Here is an 18,732-nt window from a genome sequence, read left to right on the forward strand (position 1 = left end):
GTCGAGAACGGCGCGTTGCCGGTCGAGTTGAGACCCAGAGGGGCCGCATCCGGATACTCGTCCAGCACGTTGTCCGCGCCGACCGCCAGGGTCAGTAGATCGTTCCAGGTATATCGACCCTCAAGATCGATCAGTGTCGTTGGATCGAGCGTATAGTCCTGCGCCGGGTTGTTCGACGGCACCAGCACTTCGCCGTAACGCACGGCGCGCAGGGTAGCTGCAAACGGACCCATTTCCCAGTTCAGCTGACCGGTGAACTTGTCCTTTGGCGCACCTTCCTCGAAGGTGAGGATATTGGTTCGTGCGAAGAGCACAGGCGGCGGCGTCAGACCTGTCAGGACGGGAATGGCGGGGATCGCTGTCACTTCGGTCTTGCTGAAGTTGGCGCCTGCAGTGGCCGAGAATGACCCCAGTTCGGTCTCCGGGAACGCATAGTTCGCGATAATGTCCACACCTGTCGTTTCTGTATCAACCCCGTTCAGGAAGAAGCGCCCGCCGCCGGCGCCGATGAAGCCTTGTGATACAAGGAAAGCGCGGACGTTCGGAGCAGTCAGGTTTTCGGAAAGAACGATACGGTCCTCGACGTCAATGCGATAGGCATCGACGGTCAGGTTGAAAGCTCCGGCCTGGAAGACAGCGCCCGCCGCATAGTTGATCGAGGTCTCTGCATCGAGGTCTTCCGAACCAAGGGCCCGCGCAATCGGATCATCGACCGTAAAGGTCGTGATATCAAAAGGTATGCCGTTGATGAAGTTGGTCGATGTCGTCGTGAAGAACTGCTGCTGCAGGGACGGTGCGCGGAACCCGTTCTGGATGGATCCGCGAAGCGCAAAGGCATCGTTGAAATCGTAACGGGCCGCCAGCTTGCCGGTCAGGGTTTCGCCGAAGTCAGAATACGACTCACCCCGCACGGCGCCGGACACAAGCAACGCATCGGTAACGTTGGCTTCAAGGTCGAGATAGACCCCGATGGCAGTGCGGTCTTCTTTCAGTTCGTTCTCAGGGCGAAAGCCGGGGAAGACCTGCGCGCCGGATGCGGTGGCAGCGCCTCCCGGAAGAAGGACACCGCCGTTACGGTAAGAATCCGGCTCCCCTGCGAAGATCTCATAGGTCTCCTGACGGGCTTCTGCGCCCCAGGCAACGTTAAGATCTGAGGCAAAGCCACCAATTGCGAAGCCCTTGACGAAGCCGAGGTTGGCGACCAGCTGGGAGTGCTCGAACCCGCCGGCATCGAATTCCGTGCCGGACGCCACGCCGAGCGAACGGTTCAGCGTATCGATGATGGTGAACTCCATCTTGTTGGAGCCGTAGCCGAGCGAGGCATCGCCGTCCCATCCGGCGAAGTCGAAGCGTACGCCGCCGAGCGCCGAATAGTCAGTGGTCACCGGGTTGATCTTCGGCAGGAAGCCGTTCGGATAGATCTGGATCGTGTTGCGGTCATCCAGTGCGCGGCGGAAGAAGCCGGCTGAGACCGTCTCGCGGTCCTGGAAGCTGGCCCAGCCGTAGAGCTCGGCGCCGTTTGCCAGGTCCATGCCGGCATTGGCGAAGAAGCTGATCTGCTCAAGCTCCGGCTCGCCGGTCCAGGCATTGAAGCGGCCGATTTCAGCTTCTGCAGCCGGCTGGCTGCCGGGGTATTGCTGGCGGAAGTCATAACCCGTGCGGACGGTATTATTCTGGTCCTTGTATTCGCCGGTTATCGTGAGGAAGCCGGCTTCGCCAAGGGCGAAGCCTTTCCAGCCGGCCACGGTCGTGACATGGCCGTCAGACCGCTCGCGCGTCACTTCGGCGCCGGGGTTCGGCACGCCGGCCGCTGTCGGCGTGACCACGGGCGAGGTGTATTCGGTTTCGCGCCAGCCATAGCTGGTCGAGATCGCGCCGCCGGAGTTTGCTTCGCGCAGGCGCACGTTGACGACGCCGGCGATTGCGTCGGAGCCGTAAAGCGCCGAGGCGCCGTCGCGCAGGACTTCCACGCCGCCGACCGCGAGGTTCGGGATCGTGTTGAGGTCAACGGCGGAGGCGCCGCGGCCGATGGTGCCGTTGACGTTGACGAGCGAGGCAGTGTGGCGGCGCTTGCCGTTGACCAGCACAAGGGTCTGGTCCGGTGCGAGGCCGCGCAGGGCAGCCGGGCGGACGGAGTCGGTGCCGTCGGCGAGAGCAGGGCGGGGGAAGTTCAGGGCCGGAAGGTTCACCGACAGGGCCTGGTTCAGTTCGCCGACGCCGATATTCTGGATCGCTTCGGCAGAGACCACGTCCACCGCAGCCGCCGTATCGAGCGCCGAACGGTTCGCAACGCGCGTGCCGATCGTCACAACTGTCTCGAGCGTGCGCGCTTCTTCAGCGGCCGTCTCTTCCTGAGCCCAGGCCGTCTGGGCACCGGCGGTGACAGCGATTGTGGCCGCTGCAGCCAGAAGGAGTTTCTTATATTCCATGGTTTCCGCTCCGGGAGATGAATAATGGGCAGGGCCCGACAAACAATTGTATTTACTCTGAACCACCGTAAGGTGCAGATTGTTTGCAGTGCAACAAGCGAGTGGCCCTGACGTCACACTTAAGGTGTGCTTTTGTTGTATTCCGGCCACACTTTCGTATCTGACGCGAGTTTTTGACCATGAATCGACGTTTGTGCCTCATCACCGGGGCCTCGGCCGGCATCGGCGCCGAGTTCGCGCGCCAGTATGCCGCCCTGGGATGGAATCTTGTCCTCACCGCCCGGCGTGAGAACCGTTTGCAGGAACTCGCGCAGGAAATCCGGACATGGAGCAATGTCGAGGTCACAGTGATCACTGAGGATCTGGCAGACCCCGCTGCGCCCGCCCTTCTGGTTGCCGCCTTGGGGGGCAGGGGCCTCGCGGTGGACGCGCTCGTCAACAATGCGGGCTACGGCCTCCCGGGCACGTTCTTCTCCACCTCATGGGAGGAGCAATCCGCCTTCCTGCAGGTGCTCTACACTGCGCCGGTGGAACTCGCCCACCGCCTGCTGCCCGGCATGGCGGCGCGCAAGTACGGCCGCATCATCAACGTTGCCTCGCTCGCCGGCTACGCTGCGGGCAGCGCGGGTCACACGCTGTATGGCAGCGTCAAAGCCGGCCTCATTAAGTTCTCCGAAAGCCTCAATGCCGAGTGCGAGGCGCTCGGCCAAACGGACATTCACTGCACCGCGCTCTGCCCGGGCTTCACCTGGAGCGAATTCCACGACGTGAACGGTACGCGCGAGGCCACCAGCCAGATGCCGAAATGGATGTGGATGGAGGCCGCGCCTGTCGTCGCCGCCGGTATCGAAGCGGTCAACCGCGGCCAGCCGGTTGTCGTCCCCGGCCTCGCCAACAAGGCGCTCGCTACGCTGACCCGCGTCCTCCCCGAACCCCTCGGCCGCGCCATGGTCCGTGCGCAATCTTCTCGCTATCGCCGGATGGACTGACCCCAAACGCAGAAACGGCCCCTCCGTTCAGAGGGGCCGCTTCAATTCGGACCGTGTGCGAGTTAGCTCGCAGCCGCCCGGCGGCGCGGGCTGATGACCAGTTCATCATCTTCTTTTTCGTCTTCGGCTTCAACCGTTTCCTCGTCGGAGTCATCTTCCATCATGACTTCGTCTTCTTCGTCTGCGGCATCGACTTCTACATCCGCGTCAAGTTCGGCTTCGTCCTCGAAATCTTCTTCGTAGACGTCCTCTTCCTCGATCTCTTCGGCTTCGGCTTCCATGCGGGCACGGATGCGGTCAGCGGTCGGGGTCGTGTCTTCAGCCCGCCAGTCGCTGGCCCGGCGGCGCGGTACAACCTTGCCGGCGGTGGCGGCGGTGGCGGCCTGGCGGCGTTCGGCAACGGCGGCGCGGGTCGTCTCGACGATCACCGGACGTGCAGCCGGCGGCTGGACGCTGGCCGCGCTCGTGTTGAGTGTTGTGTTGAAGAACAGAGACCAGTACTTCTCGAGCACGACCTTGCGGCTCTCAAGACTGCGCAGACGTTTCACTTCCGAGTTCTTCGTCAGCTTGGCGCCTTCGATCTTGATCCGGCGGGCGGTTTTTACGAATTGAGCGTAGCCGTTAAAGCGGGTTGCCGCCGAACGGTTCATCTCGAACTGGATCTCGCCCACGCCTTCTCGCTGGCCATCTGCGCCATCGGAGAGGGAGTTGCGATACTTGTAGGTCATGAACGGCCATTCGAATTTCGATAATTCGATGAGGGTGTTGCTCTCGATCTCGAGGTCCTTGTTCAACGCATAGCCCGAGAAGATAAACGTTTGTCCGGAGGGCTGGATGTCGATGACCGCCAGGCGGTGCCCGCCGGCTGTGCCGCGCTCGGCCTGCAGCCAGGTGCCTTCAATATAGTACTTGCCGAGGATCGCGCGGCGGACCGAGTTGAACCGGAACAAGCTCGGGAAGATCGCTTCCGTCAGCGCCAGCCAGAACACGACGAGGACGGTGACAGACCCGCCCAGCGCCATCCAGAGGCCTGCCCCCGGTCCGGAGGCCCCGACGAGTGCCGTCAGCAAAGGTTGCCCGAATGCGCATAGTCCGGCGACGATAATCGCGGCCGAGGCCGTACTCGATACAAGTCTGAAACGTGAATAGGGGTTCATCAGGTGCCCGTGTCCTTTAAAAAATTACTTCGATGAAATTGGAAATACCGCGCCGCGCGCTAACATTCCGTTATTATGTTGAAGGTTAACAAGGTTTTAAGCAAGGCTCAAAGGGTTAACAGATGTTACCTGGATGTTAACCGGCACGTCGTCTGCCTCGGGGCGATGTTGCGCCGCACAAGGACGGACTCGCCAGCCGCCGCCGCGCGCCTATACTAGTGCAACACCACAAGCTTGGAGGAGACGGGGCATGGACGGCTTGAGCGGTTTTAACGATGTGGCCGCTGTCCGTATGGCAGGCCTGACCGAGGCGATGACCGAAGCGGTCGCCGCGGTTGAAGTCTACGTGAATGCCGCCACGCTGTCGGCGCGCGCCAGCCTCTGCTTGCCGAACGGAAAACCTGACCGCGCCGCCTTCGAACGCCACCAGCACCGTGCCCACGGGCTCGCCTGGGTCGCGACCTATCTCGAGACCTTGCGCCAGACCGCCGGCTGGGCAGCGCGCCTCGAAGCAGAAGGCCAGTTCGGCGATGTCGAGGCGCTGCTCTCCCAGATCCTGTTCGGCGAATACTGCGCGCAGCTGCGCGGTGGCATCCCGATGAACCAGGGCGAGATGGTCCGCCCCGCTGATCTCGGCTGCGGCCCCGCCGAAACCGCCCTGCTCGCCAATCGCGCCATCGAGCGCTTCATCAACGAGGGCAAGACGCCCGAGGTAATGGCTGCCGCCGCCACCTTCCTGCCGGACGCGCTTTCGCGCCACACCGCCGAGCGCACCGGGCTCGACGAGACAATGGAAATGGTGCGCGAGCAGTTTGCGAAATTCGCCGCCACCCGCATCAAGCCGGTCGCCCATGGCTGGCACCTGCGCAATGAATACATTCCGATGGATGTCGTGGACGAGATGGCCGAACTCGGCGTCTTCGGCCTGACAATCCCGGAGGAATTCGGCGGCCTCGGCATGGGCAAGATCGCCATGTGCGTTGTTTCCGAGGAACTCTCTCGCGGCTATATCGGCGCCGGCTCGCTCGGCACGCGCTCTGAAATTGCCGCCGAACTCATCCTTATCGGCGGCACCGAGGAGCAGAAGGCGAAATGGCTGCCCGCCATCGCGTCCGGCCAGATCCTCCCGACTGCCGTGTTCACCGAGCCGAACACCGGCTCTGACCTCGGCAGCCTGCGCACCCGCGCGGTGAAGTCCGCAGACGGACAATATTACGAGGTCACCGGCAACAAGACCTGGATCACCCACCCCGTGCGCGCCGACCTGATGACGTTGATGGCGAGGACTGATCCGGGCACGAACAATTTCTCCGGGCTTTCCATGCTGCTTGCCGAGAAACCGCGCGGCACGGACGCTGAGCCGTTCCCGGCCGACGGCATGACCGGCGGTGAGATAGAAGTGCTCGGCTACCGCGGCATGAAGGAATATGAGATCGGCTTTGACGCGTTCAAGGTGAAGGCGGAGAACCTTCTCGGCGGCGTCGAAGGCCAGGGCTTCAAGCACCTGATGGCAACATTCGAGAGCGCCCGCATACAGACGGCCGCGCGCGCTGTCGGCGTTGCACAGAACGCGTTCGAGATCGGCCTGCGCTATGCGCTCGATCGCAACCAGTTCGGCCAGCCGATCTTCAATTTCCCGCGCGTGTCCAACAAGCTCGTGATGATGGCCGCCGAACTTGTCGGCGTGCGTCAACTTACCTACTATTCGGCCCGCCAGAAGGATGATGGCAAGCGCTGCGACCTTGAGGCCGGAATGGCGAAACTACTCGCCGCCCGTGTTGCCTGGGCCGCCGCCGACAATGCGCTGCAGATCCACGGCGGCAATGGCTTCGCGCTCGAGTATCCGATCAGCCGTGTGCTGCAGGATGCCCGCATCCTCAACATCTTCGAAGGTGCCGGTGAAGTGCAGGCGATGGTCATCGCGCGCCGCCTTATCGAAGGCGGCAACTGATCCAGTCTCCTGTTTTCCCGGCCCGGTGCCGGAGGCGGTGTGAGCCCGGACCCTGCTGGCAGTTGCGGAGCGCGCGTGCCCGCTACGAAGCGTTGCGCGTGCTCGCCCGGATGACAGTATAGTGTTCTTCAGTTCCCCTGTCGTTCGTTTCCCTCTAAGACGCGCTGCATGAGCACGACCGAGGCCCCCCGCCGCGAGAAGCAGCCGCCCTGGCGGCGGCGCTTGCGCGTGGCGCGCTGGCGCGGCATCCGGGAGATTGACCACAAGGATGTGGTGACGCATGCGCACGAGGAAGGCGAGCTGACGGGCCGCTTCATCTTCATGAACGTCATGTCATGCGGCATCGCGATCCTCGGGCTCCTCCTGTCATCGCCAGCCGTTATCATCGGCGCCATGCTGATCTCGCCGCTCATGGGGCCGATTATGCTGATGGGATTCTCACTGGCCATTCTCGATCTCGCCGCGCTCCGGCAGGCGGTCATTTCTCTCGCCGCCGGCACCGGCGTTGCGCTGGCAACCGCGTTCCTGATCGTCTTCGTTTCTCCGCTCACGGAAATTACCTCTGAAATCCTCGCGCGTGCCCGGCCTAATTTTTTTGATCTTCTCGTCGCGGTTTTCTCCGGCCTCGCGGGCGGCTACGCCGTTATCCACCGCAAGGGCGAAACGATCGTTGGCGTGGCGATTGCCACAGCGCTGATGCCGCCGCTTGCGGTCACGGGGTTCGGCCTTGCCTCGGGCGAGTTCGAGATCGCCGGCGGCGCTTTCTTCCTGTTCATGACCAACCTTCTGGCGATTGCCCTGTCGGTTACCATCCTCGCGCGCTTCTATGGTTTCGGCGAACGCCACAGCCCTCAGCATGCGCGCTGGCAGAATGCGCTGATCGTCGGTGTCTTCCTCGCCCTCTCGATTCCGCTCGGCCTGTCGCTGCGTGACATTGCCTATGAAGCGCGGGTGCGGGACGTCGCGAGCGATGCGTTGGCCGAGCCTTTCGGCGAGGGCGATGCGCGGGTCACCGACTTTGACGTGACCTTTCCGCGTACCGGACCGGACCGCATCAAGGTGCGCGCGACCGTGCTGACGGTGCAGCGCGTGCCGGGGGCCGAACTGGTCCTGTCTGCGCAGCTTTCAGAGCGTTTCCGCAGGCAGGTGAATGTGGTGGTCGACCAGGTCATCATCGACGATGATCTCGGCTCGGAATCGGCGCGTCTTGCGGCGGTCGCGGAGTCGTCCTTCGGCGCGCCGATGCGGGCACAGATTGCCCAGCTTGAAGCTCTGTCAGCGGAACGCAGGACGGAGCGGGAAATCCGCTCGGCCTTTCCCTATGCACTCGCCTCTGCCGAAATCGATCCGGCCGGCCGGCGCGCGGTGTTCTTCGCCGCGCCAACCGAAGGCGTCAGCCTCTCGGCTTTCCGGCGACTTGAGGAGGGGATGGCCCGCAACTATCCGGGCTGGGAAGTTGAGGTATATCCCCCGAGGACGGAGCTTCCCGTGATCGGTTTTGCGGCCGGGGAGGATACACTCTCCGCCGATCAAGGGGTGCGCGCCGCCGATCTCGCCTGGGGCCTGCAGCGCTGGGGTGTGTCGCGGGTCGAGGTCGTCGCCTTCCTGCCGACGGCGGCCGCCGCCAACAGTTTCAACGAGAACACGTCCGGCCACCGGCGTGCCACAGCGGTGGCTGGCGAACTGGCGAAGGCCGGCATCACGGCCTCGGTTGAAGGCGAGTACCGCGCGGGCGGGTCCACCGCCAGCGAGCGCGAGGCCGGCGCCCGCCGGGTCAACCAGATTGCCGTGCGCCCGGTTGCCGCCGAGACGCAGCCCTAGCGGATCATGCCTCCCAGCGGGGCAATGTCCGCCGGCTCGTGCTGGATGATGACCTTTGCGCCAAGGTCAGCCGCGCGGGCCTCGAACGCCGCCATCGAGGCCATCGTCTGTTCTTCATTGACATTGAAGCGCGGCACACGGTTCAGGGCGCGGCTTTCACTTCGGTGATAGAGGTCGCCGGTCAGCAGGACCGGGCCGGATTCCGGCATCGTCAGTTGTAGCGAAGTGTGGCCGGGCGTGTGGCCGGGCGTTTCGAAAATCACGACAGAGCCATCGCCGAACACGTCCTTCTCGCCAGTGAAGGCTTCGCGCTCCAGGTTCTTGAACGCGTTGAACAGCGCGATCTGGTCGGCGGAAGTTTGCGGCACCGAGCCGTCCGGTGGGATCATTGCGTCCAGTTCGGCCTGATGCACCAGCCAGGTTGCGCCCTGCACCTGGTCGACCTGTCCGATATGATCGAAATGGCTGTGCGAGATGGACACATAGTCAACGTCTGCCGGCGTCAGGCCGAGATCGGCCAGCTGGTCGGTGATCGTGGCATTGAGCGAGACGCTGAATATGTCCTGCACCACGGGGCCAGCTTCCTTGAGGAGGCCTGGCACGCCGAGATCCCAGAGCAGGATGCCCTTCGGATGGTGCACGAGATAGCAGGTGTCGGTGAATTCATCGGCCTGGCCGGCATAGTCGCCGCTCGAGGAGAACACGTCGAGATCCGAGATCGCGATCGTGCCGCAATCGAGTACGGCGACATGCAGCGGCTTCTCTTCGGTCACTTCGGCCACCGGCTCGGCGCCGGTTGGTGCAGCCGGAGCGGCCGCATCCGGCGCGCAAGCGGCCAGGACCAGCGCACTGGCAGCGGCGGTCAGCATGGGGGCGAGGCGCATTGGCAGTTTCCTTCCAGGGCTTCAGATTGGCAGGGAGGCTAGCGTGCTTCGCCTTCGCCCGCCAGCTTCAGGCCGGCGCCGTCCGCGATCCGGTAGAAGCAGCTTTCCCGCCCCGTATGGCAGGCGCCGCCGGTCTGGCGCACCTTCAGCAGCACGGCGTCCTGGTCGCAATCGACGCGCACCTCCACTAATTCCTGTGTGTGGCCGGACGTGTTGCCCTTCACCCAGATCTCGCCGCGCGAACGCGACCAATAGGTCGCTCTGCCGGTTTCGAGCGTGCGGGCCAGGGCCTCGGCGTTCATCCAGGCAAGCATAAGCACCTCGCCCGTTTCGGCATCCTGCGCGATGGCGGCGATGAGGCCGCTCGCGTCGAATTTCGGGCGCAGCGCGAGGGTTTCGTCCTGGGCGCTGCCGGAGAGGGGAGGGGCGAATTGGGTCATGGCCTTGGCGTAGGAGGCCGCGCGGGGCCGAGTCAAGCACGCGCGCAGGCAGGCTGACATTGGCGGCTAATCGGGGCTACACTCGGGTGACAGATATTGAGGGAGCATCCGGATGGCCGTCTATAAGGAAATTCTCGCCGACACGCAGGACGGCGTGCTGGCGATCACGCTGAACCGGCCGGAGCGGCTGAATGCCTGGACCGCCATCATGCAGACCGAGGTGGAGACCGCGATCCGCGCCGGCGGGGCGGACGAGGCGGTGCGCTGCATCGTGATCACTGGCGCCGGGCGGGGCTTCTGCGCGGGCGCCGACATGAACGGCCTGCAGTCGATCCAGGCGAGCGCCGGGGATCAGTACCAGGCCAGGATTCCGGACCTGAAGCCCAAGGCGGTCTCGCCGCTGGAGCAGAAATTTCCAGGCCGGTTCGGCCACATGTTCGCCTGCCCGAAGCCGATCATAGCCGCAATCAATGGCCCGTGTGCGGGCATCGGCCTGATCCTGACGCTGTTCGCGGACCTGCGCTACGCTGCGGCCGAGGCGAAGTTCACGACCGCCTTCGCGCAGCGCGGGCTGATCGCCGAGCACGGCATTGCCTGGCAGCTGCCGCGCCTCGTGGGTGAGGCGAACGCGCTGGACCTCCTGTTCACCGCGCGCAAGTTTGACGGCGCGGAAGCCGAGCGCCTCGGCCTCGTAAACCGCGCGCTGCCAGGGGCGGAGCTGATGGCGCATGTCGGCGAGGTTGCGGCGCATCTGGCGACACAGGTTTCGCCCCGGTCGGTGGCGATCATGAAGCGACAGATTCGCGAGAGCTATTTTCAGTCCTATGCTGCCTCGCTGGCGACAGCGGATGCCGAGATGGAGACGAGCTTTGCGACGCATGATTTCAAGGAAGGCGTGGCGAGCTTCGTCGAGCGGCGCAGCCCCGCCTTTTCGGGCAAATAGTCATGAGGCGGATGATCCATATTGTTGAGGTGGGCCCCCGGGACGGGCTGCAGAATGATCCTGCGAATCTAAGCGTGGAGCAGAAGCTGGAGTTCATTGCGCGGCTCGAGGACGCGGGTGTGACGCGGATGGAGTCAGGGAGTTTTGTTTCGCCCAAGGCAGTCCCGAAGATGGCGGATTCGCCTGCGGTGTTTGCCGGCCTGAAGCGGAATTCGCACACCAAGCATATTGCGCTGGCGCTGAACGAGACGGGCGTACGCCGGGCCATCGAGGCGAAGGCGGACGAGATTAATTTCGTTCTGGTGGCGGGTGAGGCGTTCGGGCGAAGGAATCAGGGCATGAGCCCGCAGGAGAGCGCCGACATGCTGGCGAAGTGTGCGCCGTTGGTGCACGAGGCCGGCTTGCCGCTGTCGGCGACGATTTCGGTGGCGTTTGGCGACCCGTATGACGGGGACGTGGATATCGGCGTGGTGGGCAATCTTGCCGCGCAGGCGCAGCGGGCGGGGATTGCCGAGCTGGCGCTGGGCGACACGATTGGCGCAGCAACGCCCTGGGATGTGCGCCAGCGGATCGACCGTGTACGGATGGAAGCGCCGGACGTGGCGCTGCGGATGCATTTCCATGACACGCGCGGGGCGGGCCTTGCCAATGTGTTCGCTGCGGTGGAGGCCGGTATCGACGTGATAGATTCCAGCTGCGGCGGCATCGGGGGTTGCCCCTTTGCGCCGGCGGCGACCGGGAATGTGGCGACGGAGGACGTGGTCTGGATGCTGCGCCGGGCAGGGTTCGAGACGGGCATCGACCTTGGCCGGATGATCGAAACGGCCCGCTGGCTGGAGCGCGCGCTGGGGCACCGGGTTTCGTCTGCGCTGAGCCGGGCGGGGGCGTTTCCGCGCGCCTAGGTAGTTTTACGGGTGCCGCTAAGGGCGCTGGGCGAAGAAAGTCGGGGCTCACGTTCAGGCGGAGCCTCCATGTCCAACACCCCTCATGAACTTGCCGATGAGTTTCCAGGTTCGGCGCCAGAACTGCATTTACTCAAGATGTCGGACCCGCATTTCATGCGCCTGTTCGACGAGTACCATGAAATCAACCGCGAGATTCACCGCATCGAGACGCGCGTCGAGCCGGCGAGCGAGACGCATGAGGCGCAGCTGCGGCGGCGGCGGATGGTGCTGAAGGACGAGATCTATGCGGGGCTGAAGACGGTCATTGCGGCGAAGGGGAGGGATGATGGGAAATCTGACCGTTGATCCTCTGGCGATTGTTGCGCTTGCGGGGTTCGGAACGCTGTTGCTGGTGATGGCTGGCACCACGGTCTGGCTGCTCCGGCAATCGGGCAAGCGCCCCGGTCAGAAGTAGCGCGGAGTACTGACGACCGGGCTGGCGGATCCGTCCGGATACGGAATGGAGCCGTGCGCAGCGGACGCGCCGGGCGTCCGTTTTAGAAAAATACCGGGCTTTGGGCGCCCTTCGTCCGCCAGGCTGCCCACCGCAGTTTCGGGCAATTCCCGGGATGACTTCGGCGCTGCCAGGCGATCACAACCTACCCGTAGCGAGGCCCGGGGCCGCACGCGGCGACGAGGTAGTCGGACGCAGTTATCCACCGGCCTTCTGGTCCGGCTCGCCTCGAACAAAGTCCCTGGGGCGAGGACGGTCTGGTTGCGCTCGCCGCCGCCCATCCTCCGGGACGTCCCTTCTGAAACTGAACGGGTGCCCGCCCAGCTCCTTCAGGAAGGATGAGGCGAGTTTACACTCTCCGCGCACCCTCCCAGAGACGCGGGCCAAATATTTTTCAAGGCGCTGAAATACCTGCACATTTTCCTTGTGCGGACTGCCCGGCCTGTTGATCATGCACAGGCGTGTGCAACAATTTCGGGAATTTCATGACGCAGCTTTAAATTGCAATGCTCTCAAGAATGCAAGCTGCGGGTTGAGCCCGGCCCCTGCATTTGTTTGCCTCTGGTTCCAAAAACCTGAGAGGAGGTCCAGTCATGGCTTTCAGGACAATCCGCACAGGGTCTATATCGGCCTTGCTTTCCTTGTCAGTCATTTGCGGTGGGGCGGCCTTGGCCCAGACGCCGGTGACTGCGCTGGCAGGAGCCGCGCCTGTCAGCGACGCTGAGGTAGTAGAATTTGCTGCGGCGAACAAGAAGGTCACCGAAGTGGCCAATACACTTTCCGTAGAACTGAAATCGGCGACGAGCGAGGCCGACGCCGCCGCAATCCTGGTGAAAGGCGAGAAGAAGATGGCCGCTGCCATCCAGACTGAAGGGACCGCGCCCGCGCGCTATACCGAAATCATCCGCATGGCTGAAGGCGATCAGGCGACACTGGACAATCTGCGCGCCAAATTTGGGGGCTGAGTGCAGGCTTGGGCAGGCAAGACGGGAAGGTTCGCTCCGGTTGGGGCGGTCTTTTCGTTGCCGCTTCCGGGGCGGCGTGCGCCGCCCCTTGCCGCGGCGCAGCGGGCGCTGTAGACGGCGCCGGCCGGGGAGCCCGACATGCCTGAACAGTTCGACTGCGTGACCTGCGGGGCATGCTGTTTCAGCAAGAACCCCCGTTATCTCGTTCTGCTGCCGGAAGACGCCGGGCGGCGCCTGCCTCCGGAGAGCCTCTTCGAGCATGAGGGGCGCACCTATGTGGATTATGCCTGCGGCCACTGCGTGCACCTGCAACTGGGGGCCGGCCGCGCCGTGTGCGGCGTTTACGAGGAACGGCCCGAAGCCTGCCGCGCATTCCGGGCGGGGAGCTTCGAGTGCATGAAGGCGCGGCGGGCGAACGGGATTTTGGGTGGGAAGGCTGGCTGATAAGTCTGAGCCTTAGTATGCAATACTCAATCTGGTTCAGCGGCGCTTCTTCCAATCTAATCAGCTCATACGATACCCGGCTTTCCAGCGTCGCATATCGGTTTTCAGTTACACTCCGTATTTTGGCGGTGTAACGACGGTTCAAAGCCCAATCCTTGGGCAAGGCCCTGGTCGAAAGTAAACCGGAGGTGAAAAGAGCCTTTGGGGTTTTGGGGCGACTGATGATTTCCTCAGCCGACTCTGAGATGCAGAACTTTGCGTGCCCTGGACCCCGGCTTATGACGGGGTGAGCGGAAGTGGGAGCGATTGCGCGCCGGGCCAAGTCGCTCGCCCGTCCCGGCCTTTTGGGCCGGCCCACCTGCGCTCGCAAGCAGGAGGGGGTAGGGTCAATCAATCGCCTCGCGCTTCCTTCCGTCTGCCGACAGATAAATCTCTCCGCCCTTGTCCATGAACTCGCGGCTTTTTTCTTCCATGCCTTTGCGGGCTTCGGTCGCGCGCCGCTCGAGGTCCAGCCGCTCGTTTTCGGACATTCCTGCGGCGTACTCGCGCACTTCGGCGGTGATCTTCATCGAGCAGAATTTCGGGCCGCACATGGAGCAGAAGTGGGCGACCTTGTGGGCGTCTTTCGGCAAAGTCTGGTCGTGGAAGTCGCGGGCGGTTTCAGGGTCGAGTGCCAGATTAAACTGGTCTTCCCAGCGGAATTCGAAACGCGCGCGGGAGAGGGCGTCGTCGCGCAGTTGCGCCGCGGGGTGGCCCTTGGCGAGGTCGGCCGCGTGGGCGGCGATGCGGTAGGTGATGACGCCGACTTTCACGTCATTGCGGTCCGGGAGGCCGAGGTGTTCTTTCGGCGTGACATAGCAAAGCATGGACGTGCCGAACCAGCCGATCATGGCGGCGCCGATGCCGGAGGTGATGTGGTCATAGCCGGGGGCGATGTCGGTGACGAGGGGGCCGAGCGTATAAAAGGGGGCTTCGCCGCAGAGGGCGAGCTGTTTGTCCATGTTGATCTTGATCTTGTGCATCGGCACATGACCAGGCCCTTCGATCATCACCTGGCAGCCTTTGGCATGGGCGATGTTCGTCAGTTCACCGAGGGTTTCCAGTTCGGCGAATTGCGCGGCGTCATTGGCATCGGCGATGGCGCCGGGGCGCAGGCCGTCTCCGAGGGAGAAGGAGACATCATAGGCGCGCATGATGTCGCAGATTTCCTCGAAATGTGTGTACAGGAACGATTCGGTGTGGTGGGCGAGCATCCATTTCGCCATGATCGAGCCGCCGCGCGAGACGATGCCGCAGACGCGGTTTGCGGTGAGGTGAATATAGGCGAGACGCACGCCGGCATGGATGGTGAAATAGTCGACGCCCTGTTCGGCCTGCTCGATCAGCGTGTCGCGGAAGACCTCCCAGCTGAGGTCCTCGGCGACGCCGTTTACTTTTTCCAGCGCCTGGTAGATCGGCACGGTGCCGATAGGGACAGGGCTGTTGCGAATGATCCATTCGCGGGTGTTGTGGATATTGCGGCCCGTTGAGAGGTCCATCACATTGTCGGCGCCCCAGCGGATCGCCCAGACCATCTTCTCGACCTCTTCCTCAATGGAGGAGGCGACTGCAGAGTTGCCGATATTGGCGTTGATCTTGACGAGGAAGTTGCGGCCGATGATCTGCGGCTCGAGCTCGGCATGGTTGATGTTGGAGGGGATGATGGCGCGGCCGCGGGCGATCTCGGACCGGACGAATTCGGGCGTGATATGTTCGGGGATTTCGGCGCCGAAGGATTGACCTTGCGCAATTGCAGCGGCGGCGCTGGCGAGGGCCTGGTGGCGGCCGAGGTTTTCGCGCTCGGCGACGTAGATCATTTCCTCAGTGATGATGCCGGCCCTGGCGAATTCGTATTGCGTGACGGGCTGGCCGGCGAGGCCGCGCAGGGGGCGGTGCTTGACCGGAAATTCGCGGGTGAGGTGCTTGCCGGCGGCGAAGCCATTGTCCTCCGGGCGCACGTCGCGGGCTTCGTATTCTTCTACATTGCCGCGTGCGACGATCCAGTCGCGGCGAGCGCGGGGCAGGCCGGCTTCGACATCAATGGCGACGTTTGCGTCGGAATACGGACCGGACGTGTCGTAGACGCGCACCGCAGGTTCGTTCGCAGACGGATGAAGGTCGATCTCGCGGTGCGGCACAGCGAGGCCAGAGGCGGGCGCGGTGTAGACCTTGCGGCTGGCGGGCAGGGGTCCGGTGGTGACGGTGCGAGGGGTGAATTCGCCTGGCTTGGTGGGGGTATTCATGGTGCGGACTTTCTGGGGTGATAGGTGAGAGCCACGGCGATGCAGTGGCCAAGTTCGGCGCGGGGCAGTGGCCGGTCGAGGGGGAGAGCAATCTCGCGGTTGCCGATGAAGGCGAGGTCGGGTGTGTGGCGGGCGGCGGTGTCGAATATCAGGTCGCGCAGGGCAAGCAGGCGCGCACGCGGCGCATCCGGAGCCGCGCCAAAAACAGCGGCAACGTCCGCAGGCATCTCGGGGGATAGGCTGGCCCTGTGGCCCATGTCGACTCCGTCCCTCGCGCCGGTATGAGCCGGATCAGGTTCAAAGGGTAACTCTCAGCCCGGCACCGTGCCGGACACCCCTCGGATTTTGGGATCATAGGCGGGTTGCCACGCGGCGGAAAGGGCCGGGCGGAAAAAGGTGGATGGGACCTGTGCCCGAGCTGCGCATTCAAGGAACAGGGCAAACTCATGAAGGGGACAGGGACGCCATGGGAATTCTGCACGCTATCCTGACGGCTATCCTGGTTCTCTTCGTGGCCCTGATGCTGATATTCCGGCTGATGGACGGGTCGTTCGAAGTGGCCGGAGCGCGAATGGACCGCATGCTGGGCGCCGCGGCCGTCGAAGCGGGCGAGGCGGCGGAAAACGCTGCGGACGCAACCGACGAAGCCGTCCAGAACATGGCGGACGAGATCGCCGAAGAGCGCGATAATCCTAACTGAACTTGGGGCGTTCCTGCACCATAGTTAGGTAATCAACTAAGTGACTTAAGGGCCGTCGACTGATTGTTTTACTCAGGCTTAGGGCTAACCATTCAGGATTTGATGCAGAGCGTCTTGAGCGCGGCTTCCAGGCGCTGGCGGACGGGACGCGGCGGGCAGTGATCGCGCGGCTGACCAAGGGCGAGGCGAGCGTGGCAGACCTTGCCGCGCCGTTCGACATTGCGCTGCCGAGTTTCCTGCAGCATGTGCGCGTGCTGGAAGCGGCGGGGCTGATCACGACAGAGAAACAGGTCGGGGTGCGCATGTGCCGTCTCGAGGCGCAGCGCCTCGGCGAGCTGGAACGCTGGATATCCGGATATCAAGCGGCCTGGCGCACGCGCCTAGACCGCCTGGGAGACATTCTTGGCCGCAAGGGAGACATGCAATGAGCCACGAGACCATGGTCCACCGCACCGCGACACTGGAGCCGACCTATAATGCGAGCCCGGCGCGGACGTTCCGTGCCTGGGCGGACCCGGACATCCGCCGCCTCCGGGGCTCGCCCTCCGACGAGGCGCAGATCCGCAACGAGGCGGCGGATTTCCGCGTCGGCGGGGAAGATATCCAGACTTGTCTCCTTGGCGGCAAGCCGGTCGCAGCGGTGGTCGGGCGCTGCCATGACATCGTGCCGGACAAGCCGATCGTCTATACCGAAATCATCAGCGATCCCGCCGCCCTGATGGGCATGAGCCTCGTCTCGGCGGAGTTCATCGCGCAGGGCGGCGGCACGCGGCTTGTGCTGACCTTGCAGGCAGCGGCGGTGGACGCATCGGACCTGCTGGAAGGTGTCGAAGCCGGCTGGTCGAGGGCGCTGGACCGGCTGGGCGGGCAGTTCGCGCGCGTATAGGCGGACGGCGCTCAGCGCTGACTGTCGAAGAAGGTAAGCAAGGCGTCTTCGATATCGTAGGCGGCCGGCCGGGCGGGCCACTCATGGCCGCCGGAGAGGGCGGTGATGGCGGTGAGGGATGAGGCACCGGCGCAGGTGCGGGCGGTGATCGTGACGCCCGGTGTCGCGGGACTTGCGACCGCCGCCGCGCAGCCTTTCATTTCGGCGAGTTTGGTCTCTGCCTTGAGGAAGCCGACATGCGGCGCGGTGCGCCAGCGTTCGGCCTTGTCGTCCGGGTTGCCGTCATAGCTCAGCACTTCGTCATCGACGGCGTGGTACATGAAGACGGAGGTGCGGGCGGGCAGGGACGGCTGGTCGGCGAAGATGGCGCCGCTGACGGGGGCGATGGCGCGCGGCGCGGTCTTGATCTGGCCAGCGAGGCGGTAGCTCCGCATCGCGCCATTGGAATGGCCCATGAGAAAGATCCGGGTGCGGTCGATACCGAGCCGCGCGCCGAGGGCGTCGATCACCGCGTCGGCATAGGCGGCTTCGTTGATCTTTGACTTGGCGGCATAGGCGCAGCAATGGACGGCGTTCCAGGTGCGTAGCTTGTCGGTCCGCCGCTTCGTGGAGCCGTTTATGTAGACGACGGCGTAGCCCGCGCGGGTGAGCGTGCGGGTGAGATCGGCGGAGCGGTTTGCCATCCACTCCGCGCTGGCGCCTCCGCCATGGAAGACGAGGACGACCGGGCTCGGCTCGCTGCTCGGCGCGGGGGCGTGAAGGATGAACTCGCGCTTTGCCTCTCCGGCGCTGACGGTGATTGTTTCAGGCGCCGCCAGGGCAGGCATGGCTGTCAAAAGGAAGGCGAAAGCGGCAGTCAGCAGACGGCGCACGGGGGCTCCGGGGTGTTGGCTTGCCGGGTTGAACGTGCGCCGATGCGCAATCCGTTGCGGCGCGCCGGGAAAATTCCAGGCTTCAGCCGATGCGGGCTTTGGTTTCCGCGTTCCAGCCAACGAGGACGTTACCGTCCACTTCGATGACCGGGCGCTTGATCAGGGTGGGATTTCCCATCAGGAGCCCTTCCAGGCTCTTGCCGGACGCCTTGGCCCGGTCCTCGTCAGAGAGGGCGCGCCAGGTCGTAGAACTTCGGTTGATCAGGTTGTCGCCGACAGCCTTCAGCCAGCCCGGCACCTTGGCGGCAAGGTCGGCCTCAGCGCGGATGTCGACGAATTACGGTGCTTGCCCGGCGGTTTCCAGTTCGGTCAACGCCTTCTTGCAGGTGTCGCAATTCTTCAGGCCGAAAAGCTTGATGGTCATGGGCTTCGTCTCCTGTGATTGCAGGGGGTGCAGGTATGGTTTGCGGCAGCTATCTGCAACTGCCTTATCGGATGGGTGAGTTCTGCTTAGGCATCAGGCCAGATCTCAGGCCAGATCTCAGGCCAGATTTCAGGCCAGATTTCAGGC

20 protein-coding genes and 1 riboswitch are annotated in these 18,732 nt (G+C 63.9%); of the genes, 12 read left to right on the forward strand and 8 right to left on the reverse strand.

Going from position 1 to position 18,732, the window contains the following annotated elements:
• Positions 1-2,429 (reverse strand): TonB-dependent receptor plug domain-containing protein (locus WEA77_RS10035; RefSeq protein WP_368067740.1); only part of this gene is annotated, 2,429 nt, incomplete at its 3' end.
• Positions 2,430-2,608: 179 nt separating this feature from the next.
• Between WEA77_RS10035 and WEA77_RS10040 the strand changes: the two genes are divergently transcribed.
• The gene (locus WEA77_RS10040) at positions 2,609-3,418 is read left to right on the forward strand and encodes an SDR family NAD(P)-dependent oxidoreductase (RefSeq protein ID WP_368067741.1); all 810 of its coding nucleotides are present in this window, start codon (positions 2,609-2,611) and stop codon (positions 3,416-3,418) included.
• Between the two features lie 62 nt (positions 3,419-3,480).
• Here WEA77_RS10040 and WEA77_RS10045 read toward each other — a convergent pair whose 3' ends face one another.
• Entirely contained in the window at positions 3,481-4,575 is a 1,095-nt protein-coding gene (locus tag WEA77_RS10045) for a hypothetical protein (RefSeq protein ID WP_368067742.1), read from the reverse strand.
• Positions 4,576-4,825: 250 nt separating this feature from the next.
• Between WEA77_RS10045 and WEA77_RS10050 the strand changes: the two genes are divergently transcribed.
• Together WEA77_RS10050 and WEA77_RS10055 are read left to right on the forward strand one after the other, a co-directional pair.
• Entirely contained in the window at positions 4,826-6,526 is a 1,701-nt protein-coding gene (locus WEA77_RS10050; protein ID WP_368067743.1) for an acyl-CoA dehydrogenase family protein, read from the forward strand.
• Between the two features lie 168 nt (positions 6,527-6,694).
• Complete coding sequence (locus tag WEA77_RS10055; RefSeq protein ID WP_368067744.1) at positions 6,695-8,347, forward strand: DUF389 domain-containing protein; 1,653 nt, start codon at positions 6,695-6,697, stop codon at positions 8,345-8,347.
• Here WEA77_RS10055 and WEA77_RS10060 read toward each other — a convergent pair.
• Together WEA77_RS10060 and hisI are read right to left on the reverse strand one after the other, a co-directional pair.
• Positions 8,344-9,231 carry an N-acyl homoserine lactonase family protein gene (locus WEA77_RS10060; RefSeq protein WP_368067745.1) on the reverse strand — a complete coding sequence of 296 codons (888 nt, stop codon included), beginning with the start codon at positions 9,229-9,231 and terminating at the stop codon, positions 8,344-8,346. The two genes, WEA77_RS10055 and WEA77_RS10060, sit on opposite strands and share 4 nt — an antisense overlap.
• 38 nt (positions 9,232-9,269) lie before the next feature.
• Positions 9,270-9,671, reverse strand: coding sequence for a phosphoribosyl-AMP cyclohydrolase (gene hisI, locus WEA77_RS10065; RefSeq protein ID WP_368067746.1), 402 nt, complete (start codon positions 9,669-9,671; stop codon positions 9,270-9,272).
• Between the two features lie 112 nt (positions 9,672-9,783).
• Here hisI and WEA77_RS10070 point away from each other — a divergent pair, with 112 nt between their 5' ends.
• The 6 genes from WEA77_RS10070 to WEA77_RS10095 all read left to right on the forward strand — a co-directional run bounded on the left by WEA77_RS10070 (position 9,784) and on the right by WEA77_RS10095 (position 13,421).
• Positions 9,784-10,614, forward strand: coding sequence for an enoyl-CoA hydratase (locus WEA77_RS10070; RefSeq protein ID WP_368067747.1), 831 nt, complete (start codon positions 9,784-9,786; stop codon positions 10,612-10,614).
• Between the two features lie 2 nt (positions 10,615-10,616).
• Positions 10,617-11,516: a hydroxymethylglutaryl-CoA lyase gene (locus tag WEA77_RS10075; protein WP_368067748.1), complete on the forward strand. Its 900-nt coding sequence runs from the start codon at positions 10,617-10,619 to the stop codon at positions 11,514-11,516.
• Between the two features lie 69 nt (positions 11,517-11,585).
• Entirely contained in the window at positions 11,586-11,864 is a 279-nt protein-coding gene (locus WEA77_RS10080) for a YdcH family protein (protein WP_368067749.1), read from the forward strand.
• A complete protein-coding gene (locus tag WEA77_RS10085; RefSeq protein WP_368067750.1) occupies positions 11,845-11,973 on the forward strand; it encodes a hypothetical protein in 129 nt (42 codons plus the stop codon). Before WEA77_RS10080 ends, WEA77_RS10085 begins: the two co-directional genes overlap by 20 nt.
• A 707-nt stretch (positions 11,974-12,680) precedes the next feature.
• Positions 12,681-12,977, forward strand: coding sequence for a DUF4168 domain-containing protein (locus WEA77_RS10090; RefSeq protein WP_368067751.1), 297 nt, complete (start codon positions 12,681-12,683; stop codon positions 12,975-12,977).
• A gap of 138 nt (positions 12,978-13,115) precedes the next feature.
• A complete protein-coding gene (locus WEA77_RS10095; RefSeq protein WP_368067752.1) occupies positions 13,116-13,421 on the forward strand; it encodes a YkgJ family cysteine cluster protein in 306 nt (101 codons plus the stop codon).
• 386 nt (positions 13,422-13,807) lie between these two features.
• Here the strand turns inward: WEA77_RS10095 and thiC are convergent, their stop codons facing one another.
• Positions 13,808-15,703: a phosphomethylpyrimidine synthase ThiC gene (thiC, locus tag WEA77_RS10100; RefSeq protein ID WP_368067753.1), complete on the reverse strand. Its 1,896-nt coding sequence runs from the start codon at positions 15,701-15,703 to the stop codon at positions 13,808-13,810.
• A complete protein-coding gene (locus WEA77_RS10105; protein WP_368067754.1) occupies positions 15,700-15,960 on the reverse strand; it encodes a hypothetical protein in 261 nt (86 codons plus the stop codon). Before WEA77_RS10105 ends, thiC begins: the two co-directional genes overlap by 4 nt.
• Positions 15,954-16,052, reverse strand: a riboswitch (TPP riboswitch). It overlaps the preceding gene by 7 nt.
• 117 nt (positions 16,053-16,169) lie before the next feature.
• Here WEA77_RS10105 and WEA77_RS10110 point away from each other — a divergent pair.
• From WEA77_RS10110 to WEA77_RS10120, 3 genes are all read left to right on the forward strand, one after another.
• Entirely contained in the window at positions 16,170-16,403 is a 234-nt protein-coding gene (locus tag WEA77_RS10110) for a hypothetical protein (RefSeq protein WP_368067755.1), read from the forward strand.
• A gap of 62 nt (positions 16,404-16,465) precedes the next feature.
• Positions 16,466-16,831, forward strand: a complete 366-nt coding sequence (locus tag WEA77_RS10115; RefSeq protein ID WP_368067760.1) for an ArsR/SmtB family transcription factor — start codon at positions 16,466-16,468, stop codon at positions 16,829-16,831.
• A complete protein-coding gene (locus tag WEA77_RS10120) occupies positions 16,828-17,289 on the forward strand; it encodes an SRPBCC domain-containing protein (protein WP_368067756.1) in 462 nt (153 codons plus the stop codon). The genes WEA77_RS10115 and WEA77_RS10120 overlap by 4 nt, the downstream gene beginning before the upstream one ends.
• 11 nt (positions 17,290-17,300) lie before the next feature.
• Here the strand turns inward: WEA77_RS10120 and WEA77_RS10125 are convergent, their stop codons facing one another.
• Together WEA77_RS10125 and WEA77_RS10130 are read right to left on the reverse strand one after the other, a co-directional pair.
• Complete coding sequence (locus WEA77_RS10125) at positions 17,301-18,161, reverse strand: PHB depolymerase family esterase (RefSeq protein ID WP_368067757.1); 861 nt, start codon at positions 18,159-18,161, stop codon at positions 17,301-17,303.
• A gap of 82 nt (positions 18,162-18,243) precedes the next feature.
• Complete coding sequence (locus WEA77_RS10130; protein WP_368067759.1) at positions 18,244-18,459, reverse strand: ArsC/Spx/MgsR family protein; 216 nt, start codon at positions 18,457-18,459, stop codon at positions 18,244-18,246.
• Positions 18,460-18,732 lie beyond the last annotated feature (273 nt).

Origin of the sequence: Hyphomonas sp., from assembly GCF_040882205.1 — a bacterium.
Lineage (GTDB): Bacteria > Pseudomonadota > Alphaproteobacteria > Caulobacterales > Hyphomonadaceae > Hyphomonas.